General features: G+C 70.8%; 23 protein-coding genes and 1 tRNA gene. 14 read left to right on the top strand and 10 right to left on the bottom strand.

The genetic code is table 11. The features are described 5' to 3' along the window. Positions 1-29: 29 nt before the first annotated feature. Genes AB0L71_RS24270 through AB0L71_RS24260 form a run of 3 tightly spaced genes read right to left on the bottom strand, consistent with a single transcriptional unit; the run spans position 30 to position 3096 of the window. Positions 30-1184, bottom strand: coding sequence for an STM4014 family protein (locus tag AB0L71_RS24270; RefSeq protein WP_365246668.1), 1155 nt, complete (start codon positions 1182-1184; stop codon positions 30-32). Continuing rightward, on the bottom strand, positions 1165-2133 hold the full coding sequence (locus AB0L71_RS24265; protein ID WP_365246666.1) for an STM4015 family protein: 969 nt from the start codon (positions 2131-2133) through the stop codon (positions 1165-1167). Before AB0L71_RS24265 ends, AB0L71_RS24270 begins: the two co-directional genes overlap by 20 nt. Positions 2134-2139: 6 nt before the next feature. Further along, positions 2140-3096 carry an STM4015 family protein gene (locus AB0L71_RS24260; RefSeq protein WP_365246664.1) on the bottom strand — a complete coding sequence of 319 codons (957 nt, stop codon included), beginning with the start codon at positions 3094-3096 and terminating at the stop codon, positions 2140-2142. Between the two features lie 262 nt (positions 3097-3358). Between AB0L71_RS24260 and AB0L71_RS24255 the strand changes: the two genes are divergently transcribed. After that, a complete protein-coding gene (locus tag AB0L71_RS24255) occupies positions 3359-3685 on the top strand; it encodes a hypothetical protein (RefSeq protein WP_365246662.1) in 327 nt (108 codons plus the stop codon). Positions 3686-3863: 178 nt separating this feature from the next. Continuing rightward, positions 3864-4865: a DUF6745 domain-containing protein gene (locus AB0L71_RS24250; RefSeq protein ID WP_365246660.1), complete on the top strand. Its 1002-nt coding sequence runs from the start codon at positions 3864-3866 to the stop codon at positions 4863-4865. Positions 4866-5073: 208 nt separating this feature from the next. Here AB0L71_RS24250 and AB0L71_RS24245 read toward each other — a convergent pair whose 3' ends face one another. Then, positions 5074-5664: a TetR/AcrR family transcriptional regulator gene (locus AB0L71_RS24245; protein ID WP_365246744.1), complete on the bottom strand. Its 591-nt coding sequence runs from the start codon at positions 5662-5664 to the stop codon at positions 5074-5076. A 124-nt stretch (positions 5665-5788) separates the two neighbouring features. Further along, entirely contained in the window at positions 5789-9514 is a 3726-nt protein-coding gene (locus tag AB0L71_RS24240; protein ID WP_365246658.1) for a S8 family serine peptidase, read from the bottom strand. A 283-nt stretch (positions 9515-9797) separates the two neighbouring features. Here AB0L71_RS24240 and AB0L71_RS24235 point away from each other — a divergent pair, with 283 nt between their 5' ends. The 7 genes from AB0L71_RS24235 to AB0L71_RS24205 all read left to right on the top strand — a co-directional run bounded on the left by AB0L71_RS24235 (position 9798) and on the right by AB0L71_RS24205 (position 16245). Next, complete coding sequence (locus AB0L71_RS24235) at positions 9798-10238, top strand: PPOX class F420-dependent oxidoreductase (RefSeq protein WP_365246656.1); 441 nt, start codon at positions 9798-9800, stop codon at positions 10236-10238. A gap of 99 nt (positions 10239-10337) precedes the next feature. After that, complete coding sequence (locus AB0L71_RS24230) at positions 10338-11582, top strand: MBL fold metallo-hydrolase (protein ID WP_365246654.1); 1245 nt, start codon at positions 10338-10340, stop codon at positions 11580-11582. Positions 11583-12024: 442 nt separating this feature from the next. Further along, positions 12025-14028 carry an ATP-binding protein gene (locus AB0L71_RS24225; protein ID WP_365246652.1) on the top strand — a complete coding sequence of 668 codons (2004 nt, stop codon included), beginning with the start codon at positions 12025-12027 and terminating at the stop codon, positions 14026-14028. A gap of 7 nt (positions 14029-14035) precedes the next feature. After that, on the top strand, positions 14036-14470 hold the full coding sequence (locus AB0L71_RS24220) for a roadblock/LC7 domain-containing protein (protein ID WP_365246650.1): 435 nt from the start codon (positions 14036-14038) through the stop codon (positions 14468-14470). Positions 14471-14472: 2 nt separating this feature from the next. Then, a complete protein-coding gene (locus tag AB0L71_RS24215; RefSeq protein ID WP_365246648.1) occupies positions 14473-14844 on the top strand; it encodes a DUF742 domain-containing protein in 372 nt (123 codons plus the stop codon). Positions 14845-15100: 256 nt separating this feature from the next. After that, a complete protein-coding gene (locus AB0L71_RS24210; RefSeq protein WP_365246742.1) occupies positions 15101-15661 on the top strand; it encodes an ATP/GTP-binding protein in 561 nt (186 codons plus the stop codon). Then, positions 15658-16245, top strand: a complete 588-nt coding sequence (locus tag AB0L71_RS24205; RefSeq protein ID WP_365246646.1) for a GAF domain-containing protein — start codon at positions 15658-15660, stop codon at positions 16243-16245. Before AB0L71_RS24210 ends, AB0L71_RS24205 begins: the two co-directional genes overlap by 4 nt. A gap of 84 nt (positions 16246-16329) precedes the next feature. Here the strand turns inward: AB0L71_RS24205 and AB0L71_RS24200 are convergent, their stop codons facing one another. After that, positions 16330-17232, bottom strand: coding sequence for a transketolase (locus AB0L71_RS24200; RefSeq protein WP_365246644.1), 903 nt, complete (start codon positions 17230-17232; stop codon positions 16330-16332). Positions 17233-17314: 82 nt separating this feature from the next. Continuing rightward, the gene (locus tag AB0L71_RS24195) at positions 17315-18016 is read right to left on the bottom strand and encodes a transketolase (protein WP_365246643.1); all 702 of its coding nucleotides are present in this window, start codon (positions 18014-18016) and stop codon (positions 17315-17317) included. Positions 18017-18142: 126 nt separating this feature from the next. On the opposite strand from AB0L71_RS24195, the gene AB0L71_RS24190 reads away from it, so the two are divergent. Next, positions 18143-18219: transfer RNA gene (locus AB0L71_RS24190), tRNA-Pro, on the top strand. Positions 18220-18388: 169 nt separating this feature from the next. On the opposite strand, the gene AB0L71_RS24185 is transcribed toward AB0L71_RS24190, so the two are convergent. Next, positions 18389-18778 carry a hypothetical protein gene (locus AB0L71_RS24185; protein ID WP_365246642.1) on the bottom strand — a complete coding sequence of 130 codons (390 nt, stop codon included), beginning with the start codon at positions 18776-18778 and terminating at the stop codon, positions 18389-18391. 124 nt (positions 18779-18902) lie between these two features. Further along, positions 18903-19784: a DUF2510 domain-containing protein gene (locus tag AB0L71_RS24180; RefSeq protein WP_365246641.1), complete on the bottom strand. Its 882-nt coding sequence runs from the start codon at positions 19782-19784 to the stop codon at positions 18903-18905. A 141-nt stretch (positions 19785-19925) separates the two neighbouring features. Between AB0L71_RS24180 and AB0L71_RS24175 the strand changes: the two genes are divergently transcribed. Further along, positions 19926-20696: an FCD domain-containing protein gene (locus AB0L71_RS24175; protein ID WP_365246640.1), complete on the top strand. Its 771-nt coding sequence runs from the start codon at positions 19926-19928 to the stop codon at positions 20694-20696. A gap of 90 nt (positions 20697-20786) precedes the next feature. Here the strand turns inward: AB0L71_RS24175 and AB0L71_RS24170 are convergent, their stop codons facing one another. Further along, positions 20787-22463: an L-lactate permease gene (locus tag AB0L71_RS24170; protein WP_365246639.1), complete on the bottom strand. Its 1677-nt coding sequence runs from the start codon at positions 22461-22463 to the stop codon at positions 20787-20789. 252 nt (positions 22464-22715) lie between these two features. On the opposite strand from AB0L71_RS24170, the gene AB0L71_RS24165 reads away from it, so the two are divergent. From AB0L71_RS24165 to AB0L71_RS24155, 3 genes are read left to right on the top strand one after another with little or no spacing between them, the layout of a single operon-like run. Then, the gene (locus tag AB0L71_RS24165; protein WP_365246638.1) at positions 22716-23483 is read left to right on the top strand and encodes a (Fe-S)-binding protein; all 768 of its coding nucleotides are present in this window, start codon (positions 22716-22718) and stop codon (positions 23481-23483) included. Continuing rightward, positions 23480-25018 (top strand): lactate utilization protein B, encoded by a 1539-nt coding sequence (locus AB0L71_RS24160; RefSeq protein ID WP_365246637.1) that lies wholly within the window; start codon positions 23480-23482, stop codon positions 25016-25018. Before AB0L71_RS24165 ends, AB0L71_RS24160 begins: the two co-directional genes overlap by 4 nt. Then, positions 25015-25647: an LUD domain-containing protein gene (locus tag AB0L71_RS24155; RefSeq protein ID WP_365246636.1), complete on the top strand. Its 633-nt coding sequence runs from the start codon at positions 25015-25017 to the stop codon at positions 25645-25647. Before AB0L71_RS24160 ends, AB0L71_RS24155 begins: the two co-directional genes overlap by 4 nt. Positions 25648-25765 lie beyond the last annotated feature (118 nt).

The following is a 25765-nucleotide window of genomic DNA, read 5'->3' as shown; positions in this document are numbered from 1 at the left end:
TCCGGGCGTCCGCGACGGTGGGCCCGGGGTCAGGGAGTGGCGGTTTCATGGTCGTTCCTTGCTCGGTTCAGTACGGCGGCTACCTGCGCCGCGTAGGTGTCCAGGCCCTCGGCGCCGCTGCCGGGAAGGCCGGTGAGCCGTGGCAGGAGGTCTCCGAAGGCGTTGACCTCGCCGACGGCGAAGCGGCGCCAGCCGGTGGCGGGCAGCAGGTCGACTCCCACGCACAGCGTGTCCGGGAAGCAGGCCGCGGCCCGTTCGCACAGGCCGAGAACCTCCGCCCAGCTGCCGCCCGCTGCCCTGACGGCCGCACGGGCCTCGTCGAGACTCCCGCGCTCACCGCCGAGGTGAAGGTTGGTCATCGGGGAGCGGCTGGTGCGGACCACGGCATGGGTGGCCCGTCCGGCCACCACCACGACCCGGAGATCCGCCACCCGGCCGCCCAGGGCGGCCTTGGGCAGCCAGCGTTCGATGTGCAGGCCGTCCGGTGCGAGCGCGTCGACGAGCGCCCCGACTTCCCGCTCCGACGTGCAGTGGCGCACGCGCAGCGAGTTGAAGAGCCGGCCGGACGGGTCGCGCTCCACCGATGTGGTCGCCCTGACGCGTCCGGGCCCGGCCGTCTCCACGGCCAGGACCCCCGAGGCGGACGAGCCGTGCGCGAGCTTCACGAAGGCCCGCGGCATGCGATGGGCCATCATGCGCGCGCGTACGTCCGCCCAGTCCCGCACCTCGGGCGCCGCGGCACCCGAGGTGGACGAGGCCGGCACAGGCACATCGGCACCGTCCAGCACGGCATGGCAGAGCCGTTTGTCGAACAGCACCGCGACATCGCCGGGGTCGTCGAGCAGCACAGCCCCGGAGGCGGCCGCCGCCCGCGCCGCCACCCGTACGGCCGAGGTGAACCGGGCGTACCACAGGGCCGTTCCCTCGACCCGTGCCGGATCGTCGACCTCTCTCAGCAGCCGCTCCACCTCCGCGTCCTCACCGGGCGAGTCGATCCGCACGGTCTCGCCGGGCAGGAAGGCGGCGTCGCCGCGCAGGACGTCCTGCCAGGGCACGAGCCGCGGGGCCGGCAGCCCGGCGGCACGCACGGCGTCCTGGAAGAACGTGACCCGGCGGTTGCCGGGCACTCCCACGACGGCGAAGCGCGGCACCTGGCCGGCCGGGCTACTCGGAGACGGCGACATAACGTGTGCCGTCCTCTTCCGGGTCCGCGTAGGCGGCCTCGTCGAGAGCGCTGTTCACCCGGTCGCGGCCGAGCAGGCTCCCGAGACGGTCCATCCATACGTCACTGATGTAGTGGTGGTGCAGATCGAGCGAGGTCAGGTGGGTGAGCGGCTGGCCCGAGAGGAGGGACTGGGCGCCCTCGTCGCCGAGGGTGCCCATGGCGAGGGAGAGCGATTCCAGCTGGGCCACCACCGGCGCCGAGGCGACCGCCGCCGCGATCTCGTCCTGGATCTCGCTGTTCTGCAGCCCCAGATGACGCAGGGCCGGGAAGGCCGCACCGGACAGCAGCGGTGCCAGATCCTCGACCGTCGTGTCCCCGCCGTACTCGCCGACCCCGAGCCAGAGCTCGAGACGTTCCAGCGCGGGCAGCTCCGACGCCCCGATCGCCCGCACGATTCCGGACGGCAGCCCGCCCGACTCGAACCGCAGCGACCTGAGCGATGTGTGCCGGACGGGCCGCAGAGCGAGCGAGCTGCCGTCGTTCTCCTCCCCGCACCCGCGTACCGTCAGCTCCTGGAGCTGCCCGAACGCCTCAAGGACCGGGGTGATGTCGGACATGACGAGCCACGACAACTCGCACTCCTCGCCGACGACATCGGCGAGGAAGAGCGCCCGCAGGGACGGGAAACGGTCCGCGTCACCGGCCAGCAACCCGACGACGGGCGCGATCGATTCGTATTCGCTCGCCCACCAGGGGCCGATCAGCAGCGCCCGGACCTGCGACGTGTCGACCGTGTCGAGGAAGTGCCGCCAGAGCGCGGCGAACGTCGTGTCCCCGTCCCAGTCGCTCTCCAGCCGCCAGGCGACCGCATCGGCGGCCGGCCGCGGACCGGTCCTCTGCCGGTCCGGTCCCGACACGGTCAGGACCGGCAGACCGTAGAAGGTGTCCGGGTGTTCGACGTCGGTCATCGCACCTCACTCCGCGACCGCGGTGTAGCGCCCTTCGGCGCCGCGCCCGCCCCAGGGCTCGTTCCGTTCCGACACGTCGACCCGCACGCCGTGGGATCCGACCGCCTGAGCGATGCGGCGCTCCATCGGCTCGGTCATGAAGTGGTGATGAAGATCCAGCCGTTCGAGATGGGTGAGCGGCTGACCGTCCAGCAGCGCCGCCGCGCCCTCGTCGCCCAGGGTCCCGTGCGACAGGTCCAGGACGCGCAGCTGAGCGACGACCGGGGCACTCGCCACGGCCGTCGCGATCTCGTTCTGCAGCTCGCTGTTGCGCAGACCGAGATGGTGGAGCCGAGGGAAGCGGGAGCCGGAGAGCAACGGGGCCAGGTCCGCCACATCGGCGTCGCCGCCGTACGCGGAGACGCCGAGCCAGAGATCGAGCCGTTCCAGCGCGGGCAGTTCGCTCTCCAGAACGCCGCGGATCGCGCCGACCGGCAGGCCGCCGGACTCGATGGTCAGGGAACGCAGTCGCTCGTGTTTCGTGGGAGGAAACTCCAGGCCGGTGCCGCCTCGCACACCCAGCTCCAGCAGGCCGGGGTACGCGGCCAGCAGTGCCGTCACATCGGACTGCTCGATCCAGGAGATCTCGGCCTGCTCCTGGGCGATGTCGCCGACGAAGACGGCCTCCAGCGAGGTCAGCCGGTCGGCCGCGGCCACGACCAGATCGATCGGGTAGGACGAGGTTTCCTCGTACGACTCGCCCCACTGACCGATGATCAGTGCCCGCACACCGTCCGGACGGACTCGCTCCAGGAATATCCGGAAGGCCTCCTCCCAGGTGGCGTCGGAATCGTCGTCGTACGGATCGACCGAGATGCGCCAGGCCACCGCATCGGCGGCCTGGACCGGCGCTTCTTCCGTCGTGTGCGGGAAGTCGATGGCAGGAAGGCCGAGCAACTCGTGCAGTTGGTCCACGATGGACATGACCCTGGGCTCCTGGTGCTGGGGACGGCTGATGTCCGCAAGGTTTATCAAGCCCCACTGACAACGGCGCGACCGGGGACCTCCGGACGCGTCCACCGGCGCCCGCCGAGATACGCGCGACGGCCGTGACGACCCGGAACGGACCTGGCCGGACCGTGGACCGGGCCGTCGGCAGCCGTCGGCGAGTACCGATGTCAGACCCTCCCCGTAGCGTTTTTCCCGTGGCCGGCACACCGGGTGCGGCCATGGAGGGGAGACGTCTGTGTACCGCCAGGGCGATGTACTGATCGTGTCGTTGGAGGAGTCGGCCGTGCCCGCACACCTCGTGGACGCGCCGGGTGAACCGAGGGACGGGCGCGGACGGTTGATCCTGGCGCTGGGAGAAGTCACCGGCCACGCCCATGCGGTTCAGGGGCCGGGTCGGCTGATGCGCGAGGCGGGGGCCTTCGGGCCGATGCTGCTCCACCTTCCCGAGGGCGGGCGCGTGGTGCACGAGGAGCACGCGACGATACCGCTGCCGAAGGGCTGGTACCGCGTGGTCCGCCAGCGGGAGTACGCACCGGGGGCGGTCCGCATCGTCGCGGACTGACGGTGCCGGAAGCGTTCGGGGCATGGAGAACGGCACCACCAGAGCACACCGCACGGCGCGGAAGCGGGCGGCTTCGAAGGACGCGGCGCCGAACACGGCACACCGCCCCGTGCACACCATGCACACCACCTTCAGCGCGACAGCGAACAGACACGGAATCAGGGGACGGGGAAGACCGATGCAGTACGTGGACTCATGGCGGGGCGTGGCAGCGGCGACGGGCGACGCGGACCGAGCCGCGGCCGAGGACGGGCTGAGGCTCGCCTACCGCAGTGCGGGACTTGCCGAGCCGGAGCGGATCGTCTGGGCCGACTCGCCCAGGGCCGCGGTCGAGACCGTGAGGAGGCTGGATGACCCGGGGCGCTCGGTGCGTGAGAACGTGCGGACCCGGCCCTGGGCACAGGAACGGCGCCGGATGTACGACGAGTTGGGCCCGGCGGGCTGGTCCGCCCTGTGGTCCGCCACCGGGGCGCAGCTCTGGGAGACCACGGCGGGGCTCGCCGAACGCATCAGGGCCGGTGTCGTCGCAGACCTCGCGGAGCGCCCGGAGGCCGAGTCGGACGTCCGGCTGGTCCTGCTCGACGCGGTTCTGGGGCAACACGACGCGGCCTGGCTCGCCGCGTTCGACGGGCGGGGCGACCGGCTGACCGGTCTGGCCGAAGTGGCCCGGAACGCGGGCTGGTGGTGGCCGTACGAGCGCGTCGCGGTGATCAGCGAGCGCCCCGAGGAGCTCCATCGGGACGAAGCGGGACGGCTCGACCGCGGGGACGGTCCGGCGCTCGCCTTCCGTGACGGCTTCGCGCTCCACGCCTGGCGCGGGATGCCCGTTCCCCCGGAGTTTCTCGCGGAACTGAAATCCCTGACACCCGCACGGATACGTGAGGAGGAGAACGCCGAACTCCGTCGCGTGATGCTGGAGTTCTACGGTTACGACCGCTACCTCGCCGAGTCGGGTGCCCAGCCCGTCCACCGGGACGAGACCGGCATCCTCTGGCGCATAGCCCTGGACGGCGACGAGGCCGTGGTGATGGTAGAGGTGGTCAACTCGACCCCGGAGCCGGACGGTACGCATCGCACCTACTGGCTCAGGGTGCCGCCCAGCACGAGGACCGCGAAGGACGGTGTGGCCTGGACGTTCGGACTCCAGGGCGAGGAGTACGCGCCCCTGCGCCAGACCTGAGCGCTGCCACCAGGACGGACGCAGGCCCGGAACCGCGGGGCCGCCGGGAGCGAGGGAGACAGCCCCGGAACCACGGGGCCGGGGGAGCGAGGGAGACCGCTCCGGAACGACGGGGCCGGGGGAGCGGGGGAGGCAGGCCGGGCATCGGCCCTCCGGGCGGCAGCACGCCCGGCGATCCGGCAGCCCCGGCCGATCGGGGCATTGTGTGTCAGACCGTCAGTTGTGTCCGGTCGATGCCGAGTTCCCGGGCGAGAGCCTCATCGGTCCAGGCCAGTATCGTGGCCCGGGACAGCGGACCTGCGTACGACGTCGTCTGCACCGCCAGGCCGTCCAGCAGAGCGGTCAGCCGCCAGGCCACGGACATCGGGTCGTCGCAGTGGAACTCCCCGGCGGCGGCGCCCTCTTCGATGACTTCGGCGAGCTCCGCCTTCCACTGCTGGTCGAGATCGCCGGCCACATTGCGCAGCGCCGGGTCGCGCAGCGAGGCCGCCCAGCCCTCCATCCGCAGGCGCCAGCCCTTGGCCCGGCCCGTCGGCGCATACCAGCGCAGCGCGGCGCGCAGCCGCCGTACCGCGCTGGTGCGGCGGCTCAGCAGCTTGCGCAGATGTGCGAGGTCGGCCTCCGCGGCGTGGGCGAAGGCGGCCGCGACCAGCTTCTCCTTGGTCGAGAAGTGGTACAGCACCAAGGCGTTGCTCACACCGAGCACGGTTGCCACGTCGCCGATCCGTACCGCCGTGATCCCCCGCACCTCGATCTGCTCGACGGCGGCGCGCAGGAGTTCCTCGCGCCGCTCCGCCACGCTCATCCGCACTCGTGCCACGGGCGCCAGCCTAACGAATGCGCGGGGTCCTGGCAGGGGGGCGGAGCCGCGCACGCGGCCCCGCCCCGGGTTCATCCGGCTCCGGTGCGGCCGGCCTGGTCCATCAGCACCAGATGTCCGGGCAGCCGGAGTTGTAGGCGTCGATCAGGGTCTCCGTCAGGGACGCACCCGAGGCGTCCGTGACAGTGGACCGCAGGTCCACCTTGGCGGTCCCGACGGCCGGAACGCTGACGTTCCAGCGGCCGTCCGCCCCGCGGGCCGCCGCGGCCGGCTGCCAGTCGGTGCCGTCCGTGGCGTACCAGACCTTCAGCGAGGTGATGGGAACCGCCTTGCTGCTGCCCTGCGCGGAGAGACCGACGGTGTATTCGAGCGGTTCCGAGGGGTCGGCCGCGTTCTCGCCGCTCAGCGGCAGCCGGTAGTCGAGGTCCAGCAGCCGGGCCGGTGCGGCCGACTTCTCGTGGCCGGAGCGCAGCCGCCACTCGCTGGTGACCTCGGTCCCGAGCATCCAGGTCACCGGGTCGGGCGACGTCCGGGTGGCGTGGACGGTCAGCCGGTACCAACCCTCCTTGCGCGGCAGGTCGAACGTGGCACGTCCCGGTGCGCCGTTGCGGGCCAGCACCTTTCCGCTGTCGTCCGCGAGGACGGTGCTCCCGCTGTCCGCACCCGGTGCCGTCTCGCTCCGGTGCCCGGCCGCGTCGGAGAACGCCGGGAGCGCCACCTTGAGCTTGTCGCCCTCCCTGACGACCTGGGCGGCACCGGCCGTACTGCCCAGTGCCGGGTTGAACGGGGCGGACATCCAGTCGTCGCGGTACTCGCCGTTCTTGCGGTACACGGTGGGCGCACCGACCAGAGTGCCCAGTGGGTACACCTGCTCGCTCACGTCGTACTGGTAGTGGAAGGTCGCCGTCGTCCACGCCACGCCCGGGGTGAAGTACAGCGTCTGCTCCGACGGCGGACGGTAGCGGGTCACCTGCTGGTAGAGCGTCAGCCCGTGCCAGGTGGTCCAGGCATACATGCCCTTGGGGTCGGTCGGGTAGCCGTGGGTGCGCTCCGTCGTGTGCACCTGCGCCAGGTCGGAGCGGCGATCGAACCAGTCGGCCCCGGCCGGGACCCCGCCGTCGACCGAGTGGTGCAGATAGTAGGCGTCGGCCCCGGTGCTGACCCCGTCGAGCGTCAGTGTCAGCGGCCCCTGGGCCAGCCGGTCGCGCAGCAGCGGCACGCTGGCCTGGTCCAGCCGGAGCACCGGGGTCGGCCGGTAGACGGAGAGCCCGTAGCCGACGTACATGACGGCGGCGGCGCCTGCGTCGGTCAGCTTCTGGTAGACCTCGTTGTTGAAAGCGGTCTTGCTGGTCGCCGGTGTCCACAGGACGATCCTGCCCTTGAGGTCCGTCGTCGCCGGGTCGAAGTCCGCCCCGGTGCCGATGTCGACGACCTCACCCGTGGCGGTGCCCAGCCAGCTGTACACGCTGTACTGCGACAGCAGCAGCTTCAGTGCGTCGGCCGAGGAGCCGGGTTCGTGCGCGTCGACCTCGCGCTGCTGCCAGCTCAGTCCGCCGAAGAAGGTCAGACCGTCCAGCGCCGCACCGGTGGTGGGCACGGCCTCGACCCGGTACTGGCCTGCCGAACTCGGCGCGACCAGACCGCTGTCCAGGGAGGTGGTGCCGGTGGAGATCCGGGAGACGATGCCGGTCGCCGACTGGAGGGCCACCCGGGCCGAACCGTCGTCCACGCCGATCCGCACCGGCTCGGCGCCCTTGGTCTCCAGGACCACGGCGGTGTCCTGATCGACCGTCACCCGCTGGGCGAAGTGGATCGCCGTGGTGCCGACGACGGTGGTGCCCACCTTGTCGTACTCCCAGGTGTGCCCGAGAACCCGGTAACTGCCGCGCGGCAGCGTCACCTTCTTCGGCGTGGTGCCCGTCAGCCCGACCAGCTGGGAGGATCCGGTCCGCTCGTTCTGCAGGACCACGCCCGTCGAGGTGGCCTGGCTGCCCTCACGCGGCGCCGGTCCGGTCAGGGTCAGGGTGTACGTCTCCGGGTCGGCCTGCACCGAGACCGGTACGACGGCCCGTCCGCCTCCCTGCCAGGTCGCGGTCACGGCGTCGCCGTACGTGGTGCCCGCCTCGACCTGCGACGGGTCGAGGGTGACCTCCGTGACGGCGGAGGAACGCGCCGGTACGGTCAGCGTCCGCGCGTCGAGGCGCACCGCATCGCCCGGGCCGGTGGAGAGCTTCAGCCGGACCTGCTTGTCGCTGGTGTTCGTCCAGGTCAGCTCACGGGTCAGGGGCTCGGCGGAGGCGTTCGGGTACGTGGTGTGGGCGGCCAGCGTGGCGGGCTCGGCGACCACCCGCGTGGCCAGCGCGGCCGGTACGTCGGCGAGGCCGGACCCGGTGTCGGAGACCGTCGCGCCGTCCACCGGCGCGGCGCTGCCGACCAGCGCCGCCTTCAGCCGTGCACCGGACCAGTCGGGGTGCCGCTGTGCCAACAGGGCCGCGGCGCCCGCCACATGGGGGCTCGCCATCGAGGTACCGGAGAGCGAGGCGTACTGCTCGGTGACGGCGGCGTCGTCCAGGGTGCCTGCGGCGCGCGCGGCGACGATGGCGCTCCCGGGGGCGGAGATCTCCGGTTTGACGGCGGGCCGGCCCTGACGGGGGCCGCTCGAGGAGAACGACGACATCGTGCCGGACTTGGTGACCGAGCCGACCGTCAGGGCGGTGTCGGCGGCGCCCGGGCCGCCGATCGTCGCGTCGCCGCTGTTGCCCGCGGCGATCACGAAGAGCGTGCCGTGTTCCGCGGAGAGCTTGTCCACGGCCGCCGACAACGGGTCGGTGCCGTCGGACGCGATGTTCGATCCGAGGCTCATGTTGACGACATCGGCGCCCTGGTCGACGGCCCACTGCATGCCCGCCAGGATCCAGGAGTCGTAGCCGTAACCGTCGTTGCCGAGAACCTTGCCCTCGACGAGCTCCGCGTCCGGTGCGACGCCCGCGTACCGGCCGCCGGACGCGGCCCCGGAACCGGCGATGATCGAGGACACATGGGTGCCGTGGCCCTGCATGTCCTGCATGCCGTCCCCGGTGAAGTCCTCGGAGGCGACGACGGCATCCTTCAGATCGGGGTGGTCCGGGTCGTAGCCGGTGTCGAGAACGGCAACCCGGGTTCCCTTGCCAGTGATTCCGGCACGGTGGGCCCGGTCGGCACCGATCTGGGGTACCGACTGGTCGAGCGTGGCCCGCACCCTGCCGTCGAGCCAGACCCTGCCGATGCCCTCGGCACGGGCCCGTGGTGTGGTGCCGAGCTGCTTCCATACGGTCTCGGCCGACTTCTTCGGCACCTGCAACGCGGTGGTCCTGGTGGCCGGGAAGGCCGTCGCGACCCGTGCGCCCTTCGGGGCCGCGGGACTCGCGGACGACGAGGCGGAACCGCCGACGAGGATGCGCAGTGTCTTCGTGGCGGCATCCGAGTAGCCAGAGGCGACCAGCTCGGTCACATCGAACAGCCGCTGGTCCACGCGGCCGCCGGAGATCTCGCCGATGGCGTCGATCGGTACCGCGTACTCGTGGCTGTCGGCCCGGAAACGTGTGAAGCCCATGCCCTCACGGCCCGTTCCCGGCATGATCGAGTCGATCTGCAGGTTGTCCCCACGGCCGGAGTACGTCACCACGTCGCCGGTCAGCAGGGTGACGGTCCCGCTCCCGCCGCCGGTTCCCGGTGATGTGGCCGGTGCGGCGAAGGCGGGCGGGCTGTCGGCGGCGGCAGGCAGTGTTCCACCGGCAAGGGCGACGGCAAGCGCGGTGGCGCAGACAGTCGCCCATCTGGTCCGTCTCATTTCACCTCATGAACTCGTGTGTTTTCAGGGGGTGGTGAGGCGAGACTGTCAGGTACATGGAGACCTGGGCCGGAGTCGGCCCTGGCGGGAAGGCGCCATGGCGGCAATACGCCGCATCCGCCGTCCTGGCCGGCCGTCACCGCACGACGCGGCAGGTGGCAGAGGCCGGCGGTACCCGTGAGGGTCCGGGACCGGTACCGCTCACGCGGGCGGGGTCCTCGGGGCGTGGGACGGAGTGCCCGCCGCGCGGAATCCTGTGACGGGTACGGACGTTGGATCCTGCATGACAGCATTCGACACACAGCAGGACGCATTGCTCGGGCTGCTCGGAGAGGAGAACGGCGGCGTACTCGTGACGCTCAGACGGGACGGCAGACCCCAGCTGTCCAATGTCAACCACTTCTACTACCCCGACGAGCACGTCATCCGGGTCTCGATCACCGAGGACCGGGCGAAGACGAAGAACCTGCGCCGCGACCCACGGGCGAGCTACCACGTCACCACCGTGGACCGCTGGGCGTGGACGGTCGTCGACGGCACCGCCGATCTGTCCCCGGTCGCCACCGACCCGCACGACGCGACGGTGGAGGAGCTGATCACGCTCTACCGCGACGTCCAGGGGGAACACCCCGACTGGGACGACTACCGCCGCGCGATGGTCCGGGACCGCCGCGTCGTGCTGCGGCTCCGGATCAGCCATGTGTACGGGCAGCCGCGTGGCTGACGGAGCACGGTCCGGCGATCGGCCGCCCGGTCGCTCCGCACGCGCACAGTCGACGCCCCCGCCGATAATGAGACGACACCGACTCCCTCAGGAGATGCTGTGACCGGCGCTGAACCCTTGCCTCCGCTCCGTACCGGGCTGCGATCGCTGCGCCCGGACGCGTTCGGTGCCGATCCGACCGGGGCCCGCATGGAGCGCATCCGCCGCTCGCCCCACTTCGCCGACGGCGTCTTCCAGAACCCGGAGGGAGCACGGACCAGGCCCTCCGGATCCGCCCTGGAGCTCGCGAAGGCCTATTTCCGAAAGGACGAGCGGCTCCGCAGGGCACCGGCCGGAACCGTGCCCGTCCACGGCACCACCTACGCCGACCTCGCCGAACCGCCCGTCTCCGGGCTGCGACTCACCTGGATGGGTCATTCCAGCGTGCTGGCCGAGATCGACGGCCGACGGATCCTCTTCGACCCGGTGTGGGGCGAGCGCTGTTCGCCCTTCGCCTTCGCCGGGCCCAAGCGGCTGCATCCCGTGCCCCTGCCGCTCGCCGCGCTCGGCCCCGTCGACGCCGTGGTGATCTCCCACGACCACTACGACCACCTCGATCTGCCGACGATCCGCGCCCTCGCGGGCACGGACACGGTGTTCGCCGTTCCGCTCGGCGTCGGCGCCCATCTGGAGCGATGGGGCGTGTCCGCCGACCGGATGCGCGAACTGGACTGGAACGAGAGCACGAAGATCGCCGGGATCGGCCTGACCGCCACCCCGGCCCGGCACTTCTGCGGCCGGGGCCTGCGCAACCAGCAGCACACCCTCTGGGCGTCCTGGGCCGTCGCGGGACCCGAGCACCGGATCTTCCACAGTGGCGACACCGGTTATTTCCCCGGCTTCAAGGACATCGGCGCCGCACACGGACCCTTCGACGCGACCATGATCCAGATCGGTGCGTACTCGCAGTACTGGCCCGAGGGGCACACGGACCCCACACCGCTCCCCGGAGCCTGGCCGGACATCCACATGACCCCTGCGGAAGGGGTGGAGGCCCACCTGGACCTGCAAGGCGGCAGACCCCACGGTGTCCTGCTGCCGATCCACTGGGGGACCTTCAGCCTGGCCCTCCACGCGTGGGCGGAGCCGGCCGAGTGGACGGTGGACGCGGCGGCGGACGCGGGGCAGCCGGTCGCGGTTCCCCGCCCGGGAGAACCCTTCGAGCCTGCTGGCGTCCTCCCCGTCGATCCCTGGTGGCGGCCGGTCTCCCAGCCGATCGCCCATCCCTGGCGTGGCCCCGGGGCGCCGACCCCCATTTCCGGGGCCGCTCCCCGGGGTGACCTCGACCTCGCGGGGGAGCGGTGACGACGCACGACGGCAGCGAGTGACCGCTGCTCCGTACCATGCGAGGTCGGGGCAGGGGGCGCGGACCATGTGCACCGGACCACGAGCACCGGACCACGCACCGTCAGACGGCTCGGCCCGTTCGGCATAACCGGACGGGCCGAGCCGTTCCCGGCGTTCAGCGGAGTGCGGGCGTAGGCCGTTCGGGTGGTCGTCGACCAGGAGTTCCTGCGGCTTAATCGGTCTTGTGTACGGGTCGTCACACCGCGGTGGGACGGATGGTGGGCAAGTTCGACAACTGCCCGCCGGGCACATGTGAGGGACGACTACCGTGTGTGGCCAGTGATCAACGCAGGGCACATCTCTGCGGAGCCTGCCCGACCGATGAGCCGAGCCCGACCCGCCACCCCAGGGGCCATCGCACGAACGATGACTCCTGGCGCCCCACGTCCCGAGGACGCTGATGTCTCAACTGCGCGCAGCCGAAGCGCGACCGGAACGCCAAGAGGGCGGACGGCACGGCCGACCGGGTGCCCGCTCCCGCTCGGCCACGTCCAGGCCGCGAGCCGCCCAGCACTCCCCGCAGATGCGCTTACAGCCCCAACTCCTGCGTGCCGCGGTGCTGCCGGCCGGCGCCGCGGTGCTGAGCGGAGCCGCGGCGGTCACCTTCACCGTCCGTTCCACCGGGGCCCGGTCGTCCATCGAACTGTGGACCGCGCTGGGCGGGACCGGCGCGCTGGCCGTCGCCGCCGTGCTGGCCGCGTACCTCGCCGCCAACCGCGTCACCACCACCGTCTTCGCCCGCTGCCTGGCCCTGCGCCGCGCCAGCGCGCAGAGCCGGACCGAACTCCAGCGGGTGGTGGAACAGCTCCGCAACGGAGAGCCCGTGCCCGCACGGAAACCCGTGCGGTCGATTGCCCCCGGCAGCGATGCCTTCGAGCTGCTCGAGCAGGAGATCGGCCGCCAGCAGGAAATCGCCGTGGCCGCGGTCATGCAGGTGTCGCAGCTCTCCGACCGCAGCGGTGAGGAACAGAAGGTCGAGGTCTTCGTCAATCTCGCCCGCCGGCTGCAGTCGCTCGTGCACCGTGAGATCCAGCTGCTCGACGAGCTGGAGCGCGAGGTCGAGGACCCCGATCTGCTCAAGGGCCTCTTCCATGTCGACCACCTCGCCACACGCATCCGCAGGCACGCCGAGAACCTCGCCGTCCTCGGTGGCGCCGTGTCGCGGCGTCAGTGGAGCAACCCGGTCTCCATGACCGAGGTCATGCGCTCGGCGATCGCCGAGGTCGAGCAGTACCCGCGGGTCAAGCTGGTACCGCCGATCGACGGCACACTGCGCGGTCACGCCGTGGCCGACGTGATCCACCTGCTGGCCGAACTGGTGGAGAACGCCACGGTGTTCTCCGCCCCGCACACCCAGGTGCTCCTCCGCGCCCAACAGGTCACCGCCGGACTGGCCCTCGAGGTGGAGGACCGCGGACTCGGCATGCCGGGCAACGAGCAGAAACGGATGAACGCCCTGCTCGCCGACCCCGACCAGGTCGATATGGCGCACCTCCTGCAGGACGGCCGGATCGGCCTGTTCGTCGTCGCGTCACTCGCCCGACGCCACGGCATCGCGGTTCGTCTGCAGAGCAACATCTACGGAGGCACACAGGCCGTACTCGTCCTCCCGCAGTCCCTGCTGGGTGTGGACGGGGAGGTTCTGGCCGAGTCCGGCGCGGCTCCGGTCCCGCCCCCTGGACCCGTACACCGTCCGCCCGCCGAGGACGGCACCGGCGGCCATCGTGTCCCGAACCCCGGTCCCGGCCCGGAATCGCGGACCAACGCCGAGCGCCGGCCGTACGTGACCACACGACCGGTGCGTCTGCATCAACCACCGCAGCAGACCCGGCACCAGGACGCAGCCCCTCCGCTGCCCCTGCGCACCGTGCGCCTCGACCGTCCGGATCCGGCAGAGGCCCGCCCCGGAACCGGGCATGCGGACGACACCCCGACGACGGTGATTCCCAGATCCGAAGCCGTCGGAACGACCGGCCGGCCGCAACTCCCCAAGCGCGCCCACCAGGAGAACCTGGCCCCGCAGCTCAGGCAGTCGCCGGTGCCGCGCCCCGCGGACGAACAGGACCTGCACGACCCGGGACTCGTGGCGGCCTTCCGGCGGGGCATCGAACTCGCGGAGGCCCGTTCCGAGTCCGAGGCGGACGCGGTCCGTGAACCGGGCCCGAGCCCCGAACCCGCGTCCCCGCAGATCCGGAAGGCCCAGGACCCGCCCGGACCGCTACCCGTTCGCGGCTTCACCCCGACCACCGTCCGCCGCCACCGGAAACCGGCTGAGGACCCGCACCGGAACCCCGCCCTGGGCCCGAACCCCACCCCGGGCCCGAACCCCGCCCAGGACCCGTTGCCGATTCCGGACGCGGCCCCGGCCGTCGAGCCCCTCGAAACGCATTCCTTCAAGGAGTAGATGTCCCATGACGACCGATATGTCGTCCGGTCAGGTCCCGGACCTCGACTGGCTGTTGTCCGGACTGGTCCAGCGCGTGCCGTACACACGCAGCGCAGTCCTCCTCTCCGCCGACGGACTGGTGAAGTCCCTCCACGGCATGGACGCGGACAGCGCCGACCACATGGCCGCGCTGGCCGCCGGACTGTACTCGCTCGGCCGCAGCGCCGGTGCCCGCTTCGGCGACAGCGGTGAGGTGCGACAGGTGGTGGTCGAACTCGACTCGACGCTGTTGTTCGTCTCCAGCGCCGGGTCGGGCACCTGCCTCGCCGTGCTCGCCGGCCGTGAGACGGACGCGGCCGTGCTCGGCTACGAGATGACCATGCTGGTCAAGAGCGTCCGCCCCTATCTGATGACCCCGGCGAGACTGGCGGCCGGGACACCGGGCGTCACGGGGCTGTGACGGTGTCGGTGTCGCAGGACGGCCCGTTGCTCGACGACGCGGCAGGCCGACTCATCCGCCCGTACACCGTGAGCAACGGCCGCACCCGCCCGACGGCCCTGCTGGACCTGCTGTCCCTGGTGAGAGCCACCGGGACCGAGCCGCAGACGCACCTCGGCCCCGAACACTCCGTCGCACTGGAATTGTGCGGCGGCCCCACCTCGGTGGCCGAGATCGCCGCCCATCTCCGGCTGCCCGCAGTCGTCACCAAGGTGCTCGTCTCGGACCTGGTGGACTGCGGGGCAGTCACTGCGCATCCGCCCGCGTTCCATGACATGCCCACCGACCGATCCCTGCTGGAGGCAGTACTCGATGGCTTACGACGACAGCTCTGACGACTTCAGCAGCATTGCCGCGTACGAGAACAGCGCAAGCTCCGAAGGCTTCGGCAGTCACACAAGCCACGGTGGTACGAGAGAGTACGGCGGCCCCGGCGGCCGGTACGACGCGCGTGATGCGTACGAGGCGGGCGGTCCGCACCTCTCGCCTGCCGGATACGACTCCGGGGATGCGTACGACACCGGCCCGGCAGGCGGCCCCGATGGAACCGGCGGCCCCGATGACTCGGAGGGTTTTCCTGTCGCGCTCAAAGTGCTGGTGGCAGGGGGATTCGGCGTCGGCAAGACGACTTTTGTCGGTGCGGTCAGCGATATCGCGCCGCTGAGCACCGAAGAGCTGCTGACCCAGGTCGGCGCCACCACCGACAGTCTCAACGGTGTCGAGTCCAAGATGTCGACCACGGTGGCGATGGACTTCGGCCGCATCACGCTCGACGACAGACACGTGCTCTACCTGTTCGGCACCCCCGGCCAGGAGCGCTTCTGGTTCATGTGGGACGAGCTCTCCCGCGGAGCACTCGGAGCGGTCGTGATCGCGGACACCCGCAGGCTCGCCGAATGCTTCGCCGCCGTCGACTTCTTCGAACGTCGTGGCATCGGATTCATCGTCGCGGTGAACGAGTTCGACGGCGCCCACCGCTACGCGCCCGAGGAGGTGCGGGCCGCTCTCGACCTGGGACCGGACGTGCCGGTGGTGCTCTGCGATGCCAGGATCGCCAGCTCCGGCACCGGGGCCCTGGTCACCCTGGTTCAGTACCTCATCAACGCCACCTCCGCCCCGGCCCCGATGTCCGGCTCCGGAGCCCACCGGTGATCCCGCATGCCGCCGGTCGGCCGCTGCTCACGCCCGTCGACCGCGACGCCGCCGTCCGCGCCCATCGGCTGCGGACCCTGGGCCTCGGCCGGCGCTCCGACGGTTCCTTCGACGACTTCGACGCCTTCGCCAACCGGGTGGCCGAAGTGACCGAAGTGCCCTTCTCGATGGTCAACTTCATCGACGGGAACCGGCAGTTCTACGCCGGCCTGCACACCCCCGCGGGCACGCACAAGGGCTCGGACCTGGGCGCCACGGCCGCGAACAGCAGCCGCACCGGCCGGTACGTGGCCCTGGACCGTGGCTACTGCCCGCATGTTGTCGCACGCCGCAAGGCGCTCGTCCTGGAGGACGTCTGCGACTACCCGCGATTCGCCGGGAACCCCGTCGTCGACGACATGGGCATCCGCTCCTACCTCGGTGCGCCGCTCATCGACCGCACGGGCATCGCGCTGGGCGCCGTGTGCGCGGTGGACACGGTGCCCCGCCCGTGGGGGAGGGCGGGGCTCGACACGATCAAGTCCCTGGCACGGGAGCTGGTCCGCTACATGGACCGGCGTGAGGAGAACAGTCTCGGAATCTGACCGGGAGGGCCGACCAACCGGTCCCTGGGGAGCCCGACCGCCGTGCCTGCCCGGTTCCGCCACGCTGCGGCGGAACCGCCCCGGTCATCGGCGGAGGAAGGCGCTGATGCGTTCCCGCAGGCCGCGCGGGTCCAGCCCATGAGCGGCGAGGTGCTCGTCCATCTCCCCGTACTTGCGAAGTTCGGCCCGCCCCACTCCCAGACCCAGGACCCGGTGCGGCAGTTCGGCGAGCGCGTCATTGGCCGCGGCCGTGGACGTGCCCGCCAGATACGGCTCCACGACCACCACATCGGCGGCTTCGAGACCGTCCACCGCCCGTCGCAGCCCGGGTCCGTCGAACGGGCGCACCGTCGTCGCGTACAGCACGGTCACATCCAGACCGTCGGTCGCCGCGAGGACCGGGTCGAGCATCGGCCCGACCCCGATCACCACGCCGCGCCGCCCCTTCCGTACGGCGGTGAAACCGGTCCCCGCGCCGACCTCGCGCGCCTGCTCGTTCGACTGGAGCGACAGCCGTAGATAGACCCGGTCGTCCCCAGCGGCCGCCTCCCGCAGCAGTGCCTCGGCCTCGTCGGGGTGGCCCGGGACATGAACCGCCCAGCCGTCGAGGGTGTCCAGGAGCGCCACATCGCCCGGTGACATATGGGTGAAGCCACCGGCGGGCCAGTCGTACGAACCGCCGGCGCTCACCAGCACACCGCTCACTCCTTGATGGCCGAAGTCCAGCTTGACCTGCTCGAACGGCCGCTCCACCAGAAAGCTGGCGAAGGTGTGGATGATCGGCCGCAGGCCGGTGAGCGCCATCCCGGCGCCCGCCCCGACCAGCAGCTGTTCCCTGATCCCCACATTGATGACCCGGTCCGGATGGGTCCGTGCGGCACGCTCGAAGCCGTCCCGGCTGATCTCGGCCAGCACCAGTGCGAGGCGGGGGTCGTCGTCCAGCAGCTGCGATGTGGTCGAGATGAAGCGGTCACGCATCGTGTCCATGGGAAGTGTTCCTCTCCGGTTCCGGTGTCTCCGAGCCCCTGCGCGGAGGGGCGTGCTGTGCGTCGGTCCTCGACCGGTGCGCTCAGCTCTTCGGTGCGACGCGCGCGATCACGGCCCGCGGCCGCCCGGGGTGCGGTGCCGTGAAGGCCGTGTACAGCGCCTCGTGGTCCCGTCCGTCGACGGCATCGACCGACCAGCCGGCGGCCTCGAACCGGGCGGCGATGCCGTCGGGCCGGGCGTAGGAGGCCGACGCGTTGTCGATCACCACGGTGTGCAGTTGCTCCAGTCCGGCCGGGCCCGCGTAGGCGAGGGCTTCGTGGTTGCTGCCCTCGTCCAGTTCGGCGTCCCCGACCAGCACCCACACCCTCGGGTCGGTCAGCCCCTGTGCCCGCAGGCCGAGCACCGTGCCCACGGCCAGCGGCAGCCCGTGCCCCAGGGAGCCGCTGCCGATCTCGACGCCCGGTACGAGCGTCCGGTCCGGGTGGTGGCCGAGCGGCGAGTCGTACACCCCGAACCCCGGCAGCAGCTCCTCCCCGAAGAATCCATGCGCGGCCAGGACCGCGTAGTACGCCATCGGACCGTGCCCCTTCGACAGCAGGAAGCGATCGCGGTCCGGAGCGTCGACGGTGTCGGGCGTCACCCGGAGTACCCGGTCGTACAGCACCCAGAGGGCGTCCAGTGTGGAGGTGGCGGCGGGACCGTGCTTCTCGTCCCCCGTCATCAGGCTCATCAGCCTGTTCATGTCGCGATAGCCGCCCATGGGGGCAGTGGGTGTGTACGTCATGTACCCAGGCTTGAACATCAAGCTAGGTTGAGGTCAAGCCCGAAAGGGGTTCGTGACCACCCATGGAAGTGCGGTATTGTTCTCATGCGCGTTCGGGCCGGGGAATTATCCAGGTCAGACGGGCATCGGGACGTGGCGCAGCTTGGTAGCGCACTTGACTGGGGGTCAAGGGGTCGCAGGTTCAAATCCTGTCGTCCCGACCAGCTTTTTGCAGGTCGGAGGCCGTTCTCTCGTATTCGGGAGGGCGGCCTTTCACGTGTCTGTGGGGGTGGTGGTCGCGGCGCCTTCAAAGGTGTTCCGGAGCTGGTCCGGAAGCCGTGTGGGGGCGCATCGAACAGGACCGCGCGCCCCCGGAGTTCGCCGGCCGGCTCATCACCGCCAGGCGCCGTGACCACCCTCCAGGCCGGCTGGACCTGGAGCATGGTCCGCGACGGACCCGCCGGCCACCTTCACGCCTCCCCGGTGGTAGGAGACCTTGGGTCCGCGCTCGAACAGCAGGTGAAGGGCGGCCCGTTGATGGCCCCCTGGCCGCCGAACGCACCTGCGCAGTGCCTGGTGTCCGCAGCGGCGCCACTGCGTGGGCGACAGGGGGACGGTCTGTCCGCCCCGGGTGACCATCGCGTTGATCGGTGTCATCGGGTCCGCCGCCATGGTCTTGGCCAGCAACACTCCGATCACCACCGGGGCCAGGGTGACGGCCAGGGCTGTACCGGCCGTGGCGACATGCTGCATACGGGGCCGGAGCGGGGTGCCAGGAGTCATGGGGTCATTCGACCAATGATGATCCAGTGGTGGATCGGCCGAGATACTCAGTCCGGTCGTCCTCCCGTACTCATCTCTGGTGCCCGGCGTCCGCTCCGCCCGCGTGGATCGCTGGATCGCGGCACTATGTGTCCGTGCCGGACCCGCCCGTGGTGGAGGAGGCCTTGATGCCCTTGGTGATCTCGTCCATCACGGAGAGCTTCGGGGCCTTCGCGTTGATGTCGAAGCCGGAGCGGACGACGACGAGCGTGTCCTTGGCGTGGGGGGACGGAAAGGCCAGCGACTGGACGTACCCGTCGTCGCCGTTCTTCGTCACCACTTTCCAGCGCACCAGATAGCCCTGTTGACCGGCCACCGTGACCGGCCCGGACTTGAGCTCCTGATGGGAGGTGATACCCCCGTAGATCTTCTCGCCGTAGGACTCCTCGGCGTTGGCGGAGATGTCCGCCGTCGCCGTGGCTTTCGCCGTGGTGGTGGTGAGGTCCAGCGCCTCCGCCGGCGTGGAGAACACTCCGCCGCGTACGCACTCCTGGGACGTGTCGCCGGGGCAGGCGTACTCACCCGTCGTCACGCCGGCACCCGTCATCCCCGACTGTCCTGTCCAGCCGTCGGGTACCGGGAGGCTGATCCCGCTGGCCAGGTCCATGGCGTAGCCGTCCTCGGCCCGCGGCTGCTGCTGTTCGGGGGCCTGGCTCTGGCCGTCGCCTCCGGGCGCGCCCGGTCCGCGGCCGCCGGGTGCACCGGAAGGTCCGGTGGAGGGGGCCGTGGCCACGGTCTCCTTCGGATCGCCGGAATCGTCCGACAGCAGGAAGAGGCAGCCCCCGACGGCGGCGAGAACCACCACCCCCGCGGTGATGCCGATGCGCATGCGGCGGCGCCGGATCGCGGCGGGCGGTACGCGGAGGTGGTCGGTCCACTGGTGGCCGTCCCACCAGCGTTCGTGCAAAGGGCCGGTTCCTGTATACCCGGGGTCTGGATGCCAGCCGGGCGGGCTCGTCTGGGTCACGCGGACCACCGTAGAGCCGTTGCGTGAGAATCCGATGAATCCGTTGGGCGGGGTCGACGGGGGGTCGGAAAGCTGAGTGGTCTGACCATAAGGGGTGTGTGACATAGTCGGGTCATACGTATCGGCCCGAAGGAGTGGCGGATGTCTGTCGAGTGGCAGCCCGTGCGGCAGTCCCGTACGCATGAACTCGTGCTCCAGAGCATCGAGGAGCAGGTCTTCGCCGGGAAGCTCAGGGCCGGTGACCGGCTGCCCCCCGAGCGTGAGCTCGCGCCTGTGTTCGGGGTCAGCCGGTCCGCGCTGCGGGAGGCGCTCCGGGTGCTGGAGACCATCGGTGTGCTCGTCGCGCAGCCCGGCCGAGGCCCGGACTCGGGTGCGCGCATCGTGCGCAACCCGGACGACGCGCTCGGCAGGCTGCTGCGGCTCCACTTCGCCCTGGGCAGCTACGGCCTGCACGACGTGCTGGAGGCGCGGGTCGCCCTGGAGCGTTCCAGCTTCGCCGCCGCCGCGCGCCATGCCGAGGCGGCGGACCTGGACGAGGCGGAGTCCGTGCTCGACCGGATGACCCGGCCGGGCGTCACGCCCTCGGAGTTCAACGAGCTGGACACCCGGTTCCACGTCCTGGTGGCCAGCAGCTCGGGCAACGCGCTCACCTCGACCCTCACCGCGGCCGTACGTGAGTCCGTGCGGACCCTCATCCTTCGGGCGCTCGAAGAGGTGGACGACTGGCCTGCCACGCAGGCCCATCTCAACGACGAGCACACCGAGTTGCTGCGACTGGTGCGAGCGGGCCGGGGTGAGGAGGCGGCCGATCTGGCGGAGGCCCACATCCGGGGCTTCCACGGCACGCTGGTCGACGAGGTCAACGACGCCCACGACGCCGGCGAGGACGGGGAGCCCGCCGCGGAGCGGTAGGCGCCACCGAGACCGGGAACCGAGAAGGGGCCGGTGCACGACCCGCCGCCCGGGTCGTGCACCGGCCCCTTCAGGCCGTGAGCGGTGCCGTTACGGCAGCATCCACGAGAGCACCGACGTGGACTGGAGGTAGACCAGCGCACACAGGATGGCCAGCATGGCCACGCTGTAGCCGACCACCTTGCGCAGCAGGATGCGTTCGGAACCGGGCATCTCCACCGAGGTCGCGGCGATCGTCAGGTTCTGCATGCTCACGAGCTTGCCCACCACACCACCCGAGGTGTTCGCGGCGACGAGCAGGGTCGGGTTGATCCCGGCCGTCTGGCCGGCCGTCTGCTGGAGGTTGGCGAAGAGGGCGTTGGCGGAGGTGTCGGAACCCGTCACGGCGGTCCCCAGCCAGCCCAGCGTCGGCGAGAGGAGCGCGAAGAGGCCGCCCGCCGTGGCCAGCCAGGCGCCGATGGCCACGGTCTGGCCCGACTGGTTCATGACGTAGCTGAGCGCGAGCACCGTGGCGACCGTCATGATCGCGACCCGCATGTTCTTGATGGTGCGGCCGGCCGCGGAGGCGGCCATGTGCGCGGTCATCGGGTAGGCGTCGCGGTCCTTGGCGTACCGGTAGACCAGCGTGACCAGGATGCCCGCGATGATCAGCAGGGTGCCCGGGTTCGCGAGTACCTCCAGCTTGTAGATAGGGCTGGAGGAGGGCTCGCCCGCCTGGGTCAGCAGCCGGCCGTACAGACCCGGCCACTCGACGGTGAGGTTGAAGTGACCCAGCAGCTTCGGCATGTCGAGCGGTCCGACGTTCAGCTTGGCGAGCGCGAAGATGGCGATGACCAGGAAGTACGGGAGAACGGCGAAGGTGACCCGGCGCGGTGTGAGGGGCTCGTTCTCCACCTGGGAGAGCTGGCCCTCGGGGGTGCGGGGCTTCCAGAAGCGCAGCATCAGCACGGCCGCGGCGAAGCCGGCGAGCGAGGCGACGACGTCCGTGAGCTCGTAGGCGAAGTGGCCCGAGCACCAGAACTGCGCCACGGCGAAGACGAATCCGGTGACCAGGGCGATCGGCCAGAGCTGGCGGACGCCTCGCATGCCGTCCACGACGAACAGCAGCAGCAGGGGCACGAACAGGGCGAGCAGCGGGGACTGCCGGCCGATGACCGCGGCGATGTCGTCCGCCGGGATGCCGGTCAGGTTGCCCGCGGTGGTGACCGGGATGGCCATCGCGCCGAAGGCGACCGGCGCCGTGTTGGCCAGCAGCACGGCCATGGCCGCCTTGACCGGCGGCAGACCGAGCGCCATCAGCATGACGGCGGTGATGGCGATGGGCGCGCCGAAGCCGGCCAGGGCCTCCAGCAGTCCCCCGAAGCAGAAGGCGATGAGCATTGCCTGGATCCGCAGGTCGCCGCGTCCCACCGCACTGAACGAGCGCCGCAGGTCCTCGAACCTGCCGCTGACCACCGTGAGCTCGTAGAACCAGATGGCGGCCACGACGATCAGCATCACCGGGAACAGGCCGAAGACCAGGCCCTGGGACGCCGAGAGCAGCCCGAGCCCGACAGGCATGCCGAACCCGAGCGCCGCCACCAGGAGGGCCGAGAGCACCGAGCCGAGCGCGGACAGCAGCGCCGAGCGCTTGGCGGCCATCAGCAACAGGAAGAACACCACGAGGGGGATCAGACTGACCAGTGCGGTGGCCAGGAGGCTGCCACCGATGGCATGTGAGTCCGGTATGTACGAAGCGAGCGTGGTGACTGGTGGTGCGGAGGCCACGAAAGTACTCCTCATTGAGCTGTACGGGGCGAACCGGGAGCAATGTCCTGGGCCGCCCTGTATGGCCCCGTGGGGGAATGCGTGGCAGCCGAATGGTTCAGGGCATTAGTAGGACATCCGATATGTCGTATGTCAATAAGGTCGGACCAACTTGACTGATAGGTCACTCGCCCGAAAGGGCGTGCGCCTCGTCCCCTTAAAATGGACGGAGGCTAGTATGGTCCGACCAAAACAATCGATCGAGGAGACCCCATGCGTATCGGACTCTTCGCCACCTGTCTGGGAGACACTCTCTTCCCCGAGGCGGTGAAGTCCACCGCGGTGCTGCTCGCCCGCCTGGGCCACGAGGTGGTGTTCCCGCCCGGCCAGACCTGCTGCGGCCAGATGCATGTCAACACCGGCTACCAGCGCGAACCCCTGCCGCTCGTGCGTAACTTCGCCGACCAGTTCGGCGATGCCTCCATCGACGCCGTCGTCATGCCGTCCGGTTCGTGCGCGGGCTCCGTCCGGCACCAGCACGAGATCATCGCCGAACGGTACGGCGACGCCCCGCTGCGTGCGGGCGTCGCCCGCGTCAAGGCCAAGACGTACGAACTCTCCGAGCTCCTCGTGGACGTCCTCGGCGTCACCGACGTCGGTGCCTACTTCCCGCACCGGGTGACCTACCACCCCACCTGCCACTCCCTGCGGATGCTGCGGGTCGGCGACAAGCCGCTCCGGCTGCTGCGCGCCGTCGAGGGGATCGACCTCGTCGAGCTGCCCGAGGCCGACTCCTGCTGCGGCTTCGGCGGCACCTTCGCCGTCAAGAACGCCGAGACGTCCTCCGCAATGCTCCAGGACAAGATGCGCAACGTCCTGGCCACGAAGGCGGCGGTCTGCACGGCCGGCGACTCCTCCTGTCTGATGCACATCGGCGGCGGCCTGCACCGCATCAAGGCCGGCACGCAGACCCTGCACCTCGCCCAGATCCTCGGCTCCACCCGCAACGCGCCGTACGCCCTGACGGAGGCCGCCCGATGAGCACGTTCCTCGGCATGCCCGCCACCCCGCCCCGCTCCCCGTACGGGACGGGAAACCTGCGGGGTGAACGCAAGTTCCCCAAGGCCGCGCACGACGAACTGCGCAACGAGCAGCTGCGTCGCAACCTCGGCCGGGCCACCCACACCATCCGCGCCAAGCGCCTCAACGTCACGGGTGAACTCCCGGACTGGGAACAGCTGCGCGACGCCGGGTCGGCCATCAAGACCGACACGATGAACCGGCTGCCCGAACTCCTGGAGCAGCTCGAACAGAAGGTCACCGAGCGCGGCGGAACCGTCCACTGGGCGCGCGACGGCGTCGAGGCCAACGAGATCGTCACCCGGCTGGTCAAGGCGACGGGCAGCAGCGACGTCATCAAGGTCAAGTCGATGGCCACCCAGGAGATCGGGCTCAACGAGCACCTGGAGTCCGTCGGCATCACCCCGTACGAGACCGACCTTGCCGAGCTCATCGTGCAGCTCGCCCACGACAAGCCCTCGCACATCCTGGTCCCCGCGATCCACCGCAACCGCGACGAGATCCGCCAGATCTTCCTGAACGAGATCCCCGGAGTCGACCCGGACCTGGACAGCGTGCCCGCTCACCTGGCCGCCGCCGCCCGCGCCTACCTGCGCGAGAAGTTCATGACCACCAAGGTGGCGATCTCCGGCGCCAACTTCGGCATCGCCGAGACCGGCACCCTCTCCGTCGTCGAGTCCGAGGGCAACGGCCGGATGTGCCTGACCATGCCCGACACCCTGATCACCGTCATGGGCATCGAGAAGGTCCTGCCGCGCTTCCAGGACCTGGAGGTCTTCTTCCAGCTGCTGCCGCGCTCCTCCACCGGCGAGCGGATGAACCCGTACACCTCGATGTGGACCGGCGTGACACCCGGCGACGGCCCGCAGGACTTCCACCTGGTCCTCCTCGACAACGGACGCACCGCCGCGCTCGCCGACCGCATCGGACGCGAGGCGCTCAACTGCATCCGCTGCTCGGCCTGCCTCAATGTCTGCCCGGTGTACGAACGGGCCGGCGGCCACGCGTACGGATCGACCTACCCCGGTCCGATCGGTGCCGTCCTCACCCCGCAGCTCGCCGGGATGCACGCGGCCAAGAACGACCCCAACAGCTCGCTGCCGTACGCCTCCAGCCTCTGCGGCGCCTGCTTCGACGCCTGCCCGGTCAAGATCGACATTCCCTCGCTCCTGGTCGAGCTGCGCCATCAGAACACCGAACAGGCCGGCACGACGGCGGAGAAGCTGGCCATGAAGGCCGCGGCCGGAGTGATGAAGAGCCCGAAGCTGTTCACCGCCGCGCAGAAGAGCGCGGCGATCCTCCGCGTCGTCGCCGGGCGGGACGGGCAGATCTCGCATCTTCCGCCTCCGTTCGACGGCTGGAGCAATAGTCGCGACACCGCCGCCCCGCCGAAGCAGACCTTCCGGTCCTGGCTCGCATCGGACGAAGGCGCCGCGACGATGCGCGCCGCCGCCGCCGAGCACGAGCAGAAGCAGAAGAAGGAGGAGGACAAGTGACGACCGCTCGCGAAACGGTGCTGGGCAGGATCAGGGACGCCCTGGCCCTCGCCCCGGCCCCGGACATCACCGTTCCCCGCGCCTACCGCACCGGCCGCACCCTCCCCGACGACGAACGGCTGGCGCTCTTCACCGACCGGCTCGTCGACTACAAGGCACTGGTGCACACCTGCACCGCCGACCGCACGGCACAGGCCGTTGCCGAGGTGCTGCAGGAACAGGGCGCCCGGCGGATCGGAGTGCCCGCCGGGCTCGACGCGGTCTGGCTCGGCGCGTACGACGGCGAGGTCCAGCGGGACTCCGCGGACATCCCGGCACCCCGGCTCGACGCACTGGACGGGGTCGTGACCGCCTCGGCCGTCAGCTGCGCCGAGACGGGCACGATCTTCCTGGACGGTTCGCCCGACCAGGGCCGACGGGCGCTGTCCCTCGTCCCCGATCTGCATGTGTGCGTCGTCGACCTGTCGACCGTCGAGGTCGGGGTGCCGGAGGCGGTGTCCAGGCTGGTGCCGGAGCGGCCGACGACGCTGATCAGCGGACCCTCGGCCACGTCCGACATCGAACTGGAACGGGTGGAGGGTGTGCACGGTCCGCGCACGCTGGTCGTGGTGATCCGGACGGACGTGTAGCCGGGCGGGGCCGCGCGGCCATCCGGCACCGCTGCGCTGCGGTGACCTGGATCCGGCACCCGCGGCCCCGCGCACGACGCTGCGCACCGTACGACCGGGACCGGCGTCCTCGCCGTCG

The sequence above is a fragment of the Streptomyces sp. NPDC052052 genome (assembly GCF_040680455.1).
Classification (GTDB): Bacteria; Actinomycetota; Actinomycetes; order Streptomycetales; family Streptomycetaceae; genus Streptomyces.
The sequence above is the reverse complement of the archived record's forward strand: the minus strand, read 5'-3'. Positions and strand labels throughout refer to the sequence as shown.

Bases quoted from the DNA above. Each gene is read 5' to 3' on its own strand.
- AB0L71_RS24260 (WP_365246664.1), bottom strand. From the start codon at position 3,096: ATGTCCATCGTGGACCAACTGCACGAGTTGCTCGGCCTTCCTGCCATC.
- AB0L71_RS24185 (WP_365246642.1), bottom strand. From the start codon at position 18,778: ATGACTCCTGGCACCCCGCTCCGGCCCCGTATGCAGCATGTCGCCACG.
- AB0L71_RS24265 (WP_365246666.1), bottom strand. From the start codon at position 2,133: ATGACCGACGTCGAACACCCGGACACCTTCTACGGTCTGCCGGTCCTG.
- AB0L71_RS24165 (WP_365246638.1), top strand. From the start codon at position 22,716: ATGCGTATCGGACTCTTCGCCACCTGTCTGGGAGACACTCTCTTCCCC.
- AB0L71_RS24250 (WP_365246660.1), top strand. From the start codon at position 3,864: ATGCAGTACGTGGACTCATGGCGGGGCGTGGCAGCGGCGACGGGCGAC.
- AB0L71_RS24235 (WP_365246656.1), top strand. From the start codon at position 9,798: ATGACAGCATTCGACACACAGCAGGACGCATTGCTCGGGCTGCTCGGA.
- AB0L71_RS24160 (WP_365246637.1), top strand. From the start codon at position 23,480: ATGAGCACGTTCCTCGGCATGCCCGCCACCCCGCCCCGCTCCCCGTAC.
- AB0L71_RS24200 (WP_365246644.1), bottom strand. From the start codon at position 17,232: ATGGACACGATGCGTGACCGCTTCATCTCGACCACATCGCAGCTGCTG.
- AB0L71_RS24220 (WP_365246650.1), top strand. From the start codon at position 14,036: ATGACGACCGATATGTCGTCCGGTCAGGTCCCGGACCTCGACTGGCTG.
- AB0L71_RS24195 (WP_365246643.1), bottom strand. From the start codon at position 18,016: ATGACGTACACACCCACTGCCCCCATGGGCGGCTATCGCGACATGAAC.
- AB0L71_RS24270 (WP_365246668.1), bottom strand. From the start codon at position 1,184: ATGTCGCCGTCTCCGAGTAGCCCGGCCGGCCAGGTGCCGCGCTTCGCC.
- AB0L71_RS24225 (WP_365246652.1), top strand. From the start codon at position 12,025: ATGTCTCAACTGCGCGCAGCCGAAGCGCGACCGGAACGCCAAGAGGGC.
- AB0L71_RS24175 (WP_365246640.1), top strand. From the start codon at position 19,926: ATGTCTGTCGAGTGGCAGCCCGTGCGGCAGTCCCGTACGCATGAACTC.
- AB0L71_RS24240 (WP_365246658.1), bottom strand. From the start codon at position 9,514: ATGAGACGGACCAGATGGGCGACTGTCTGCGCCACCGCGCTTGCCGTC.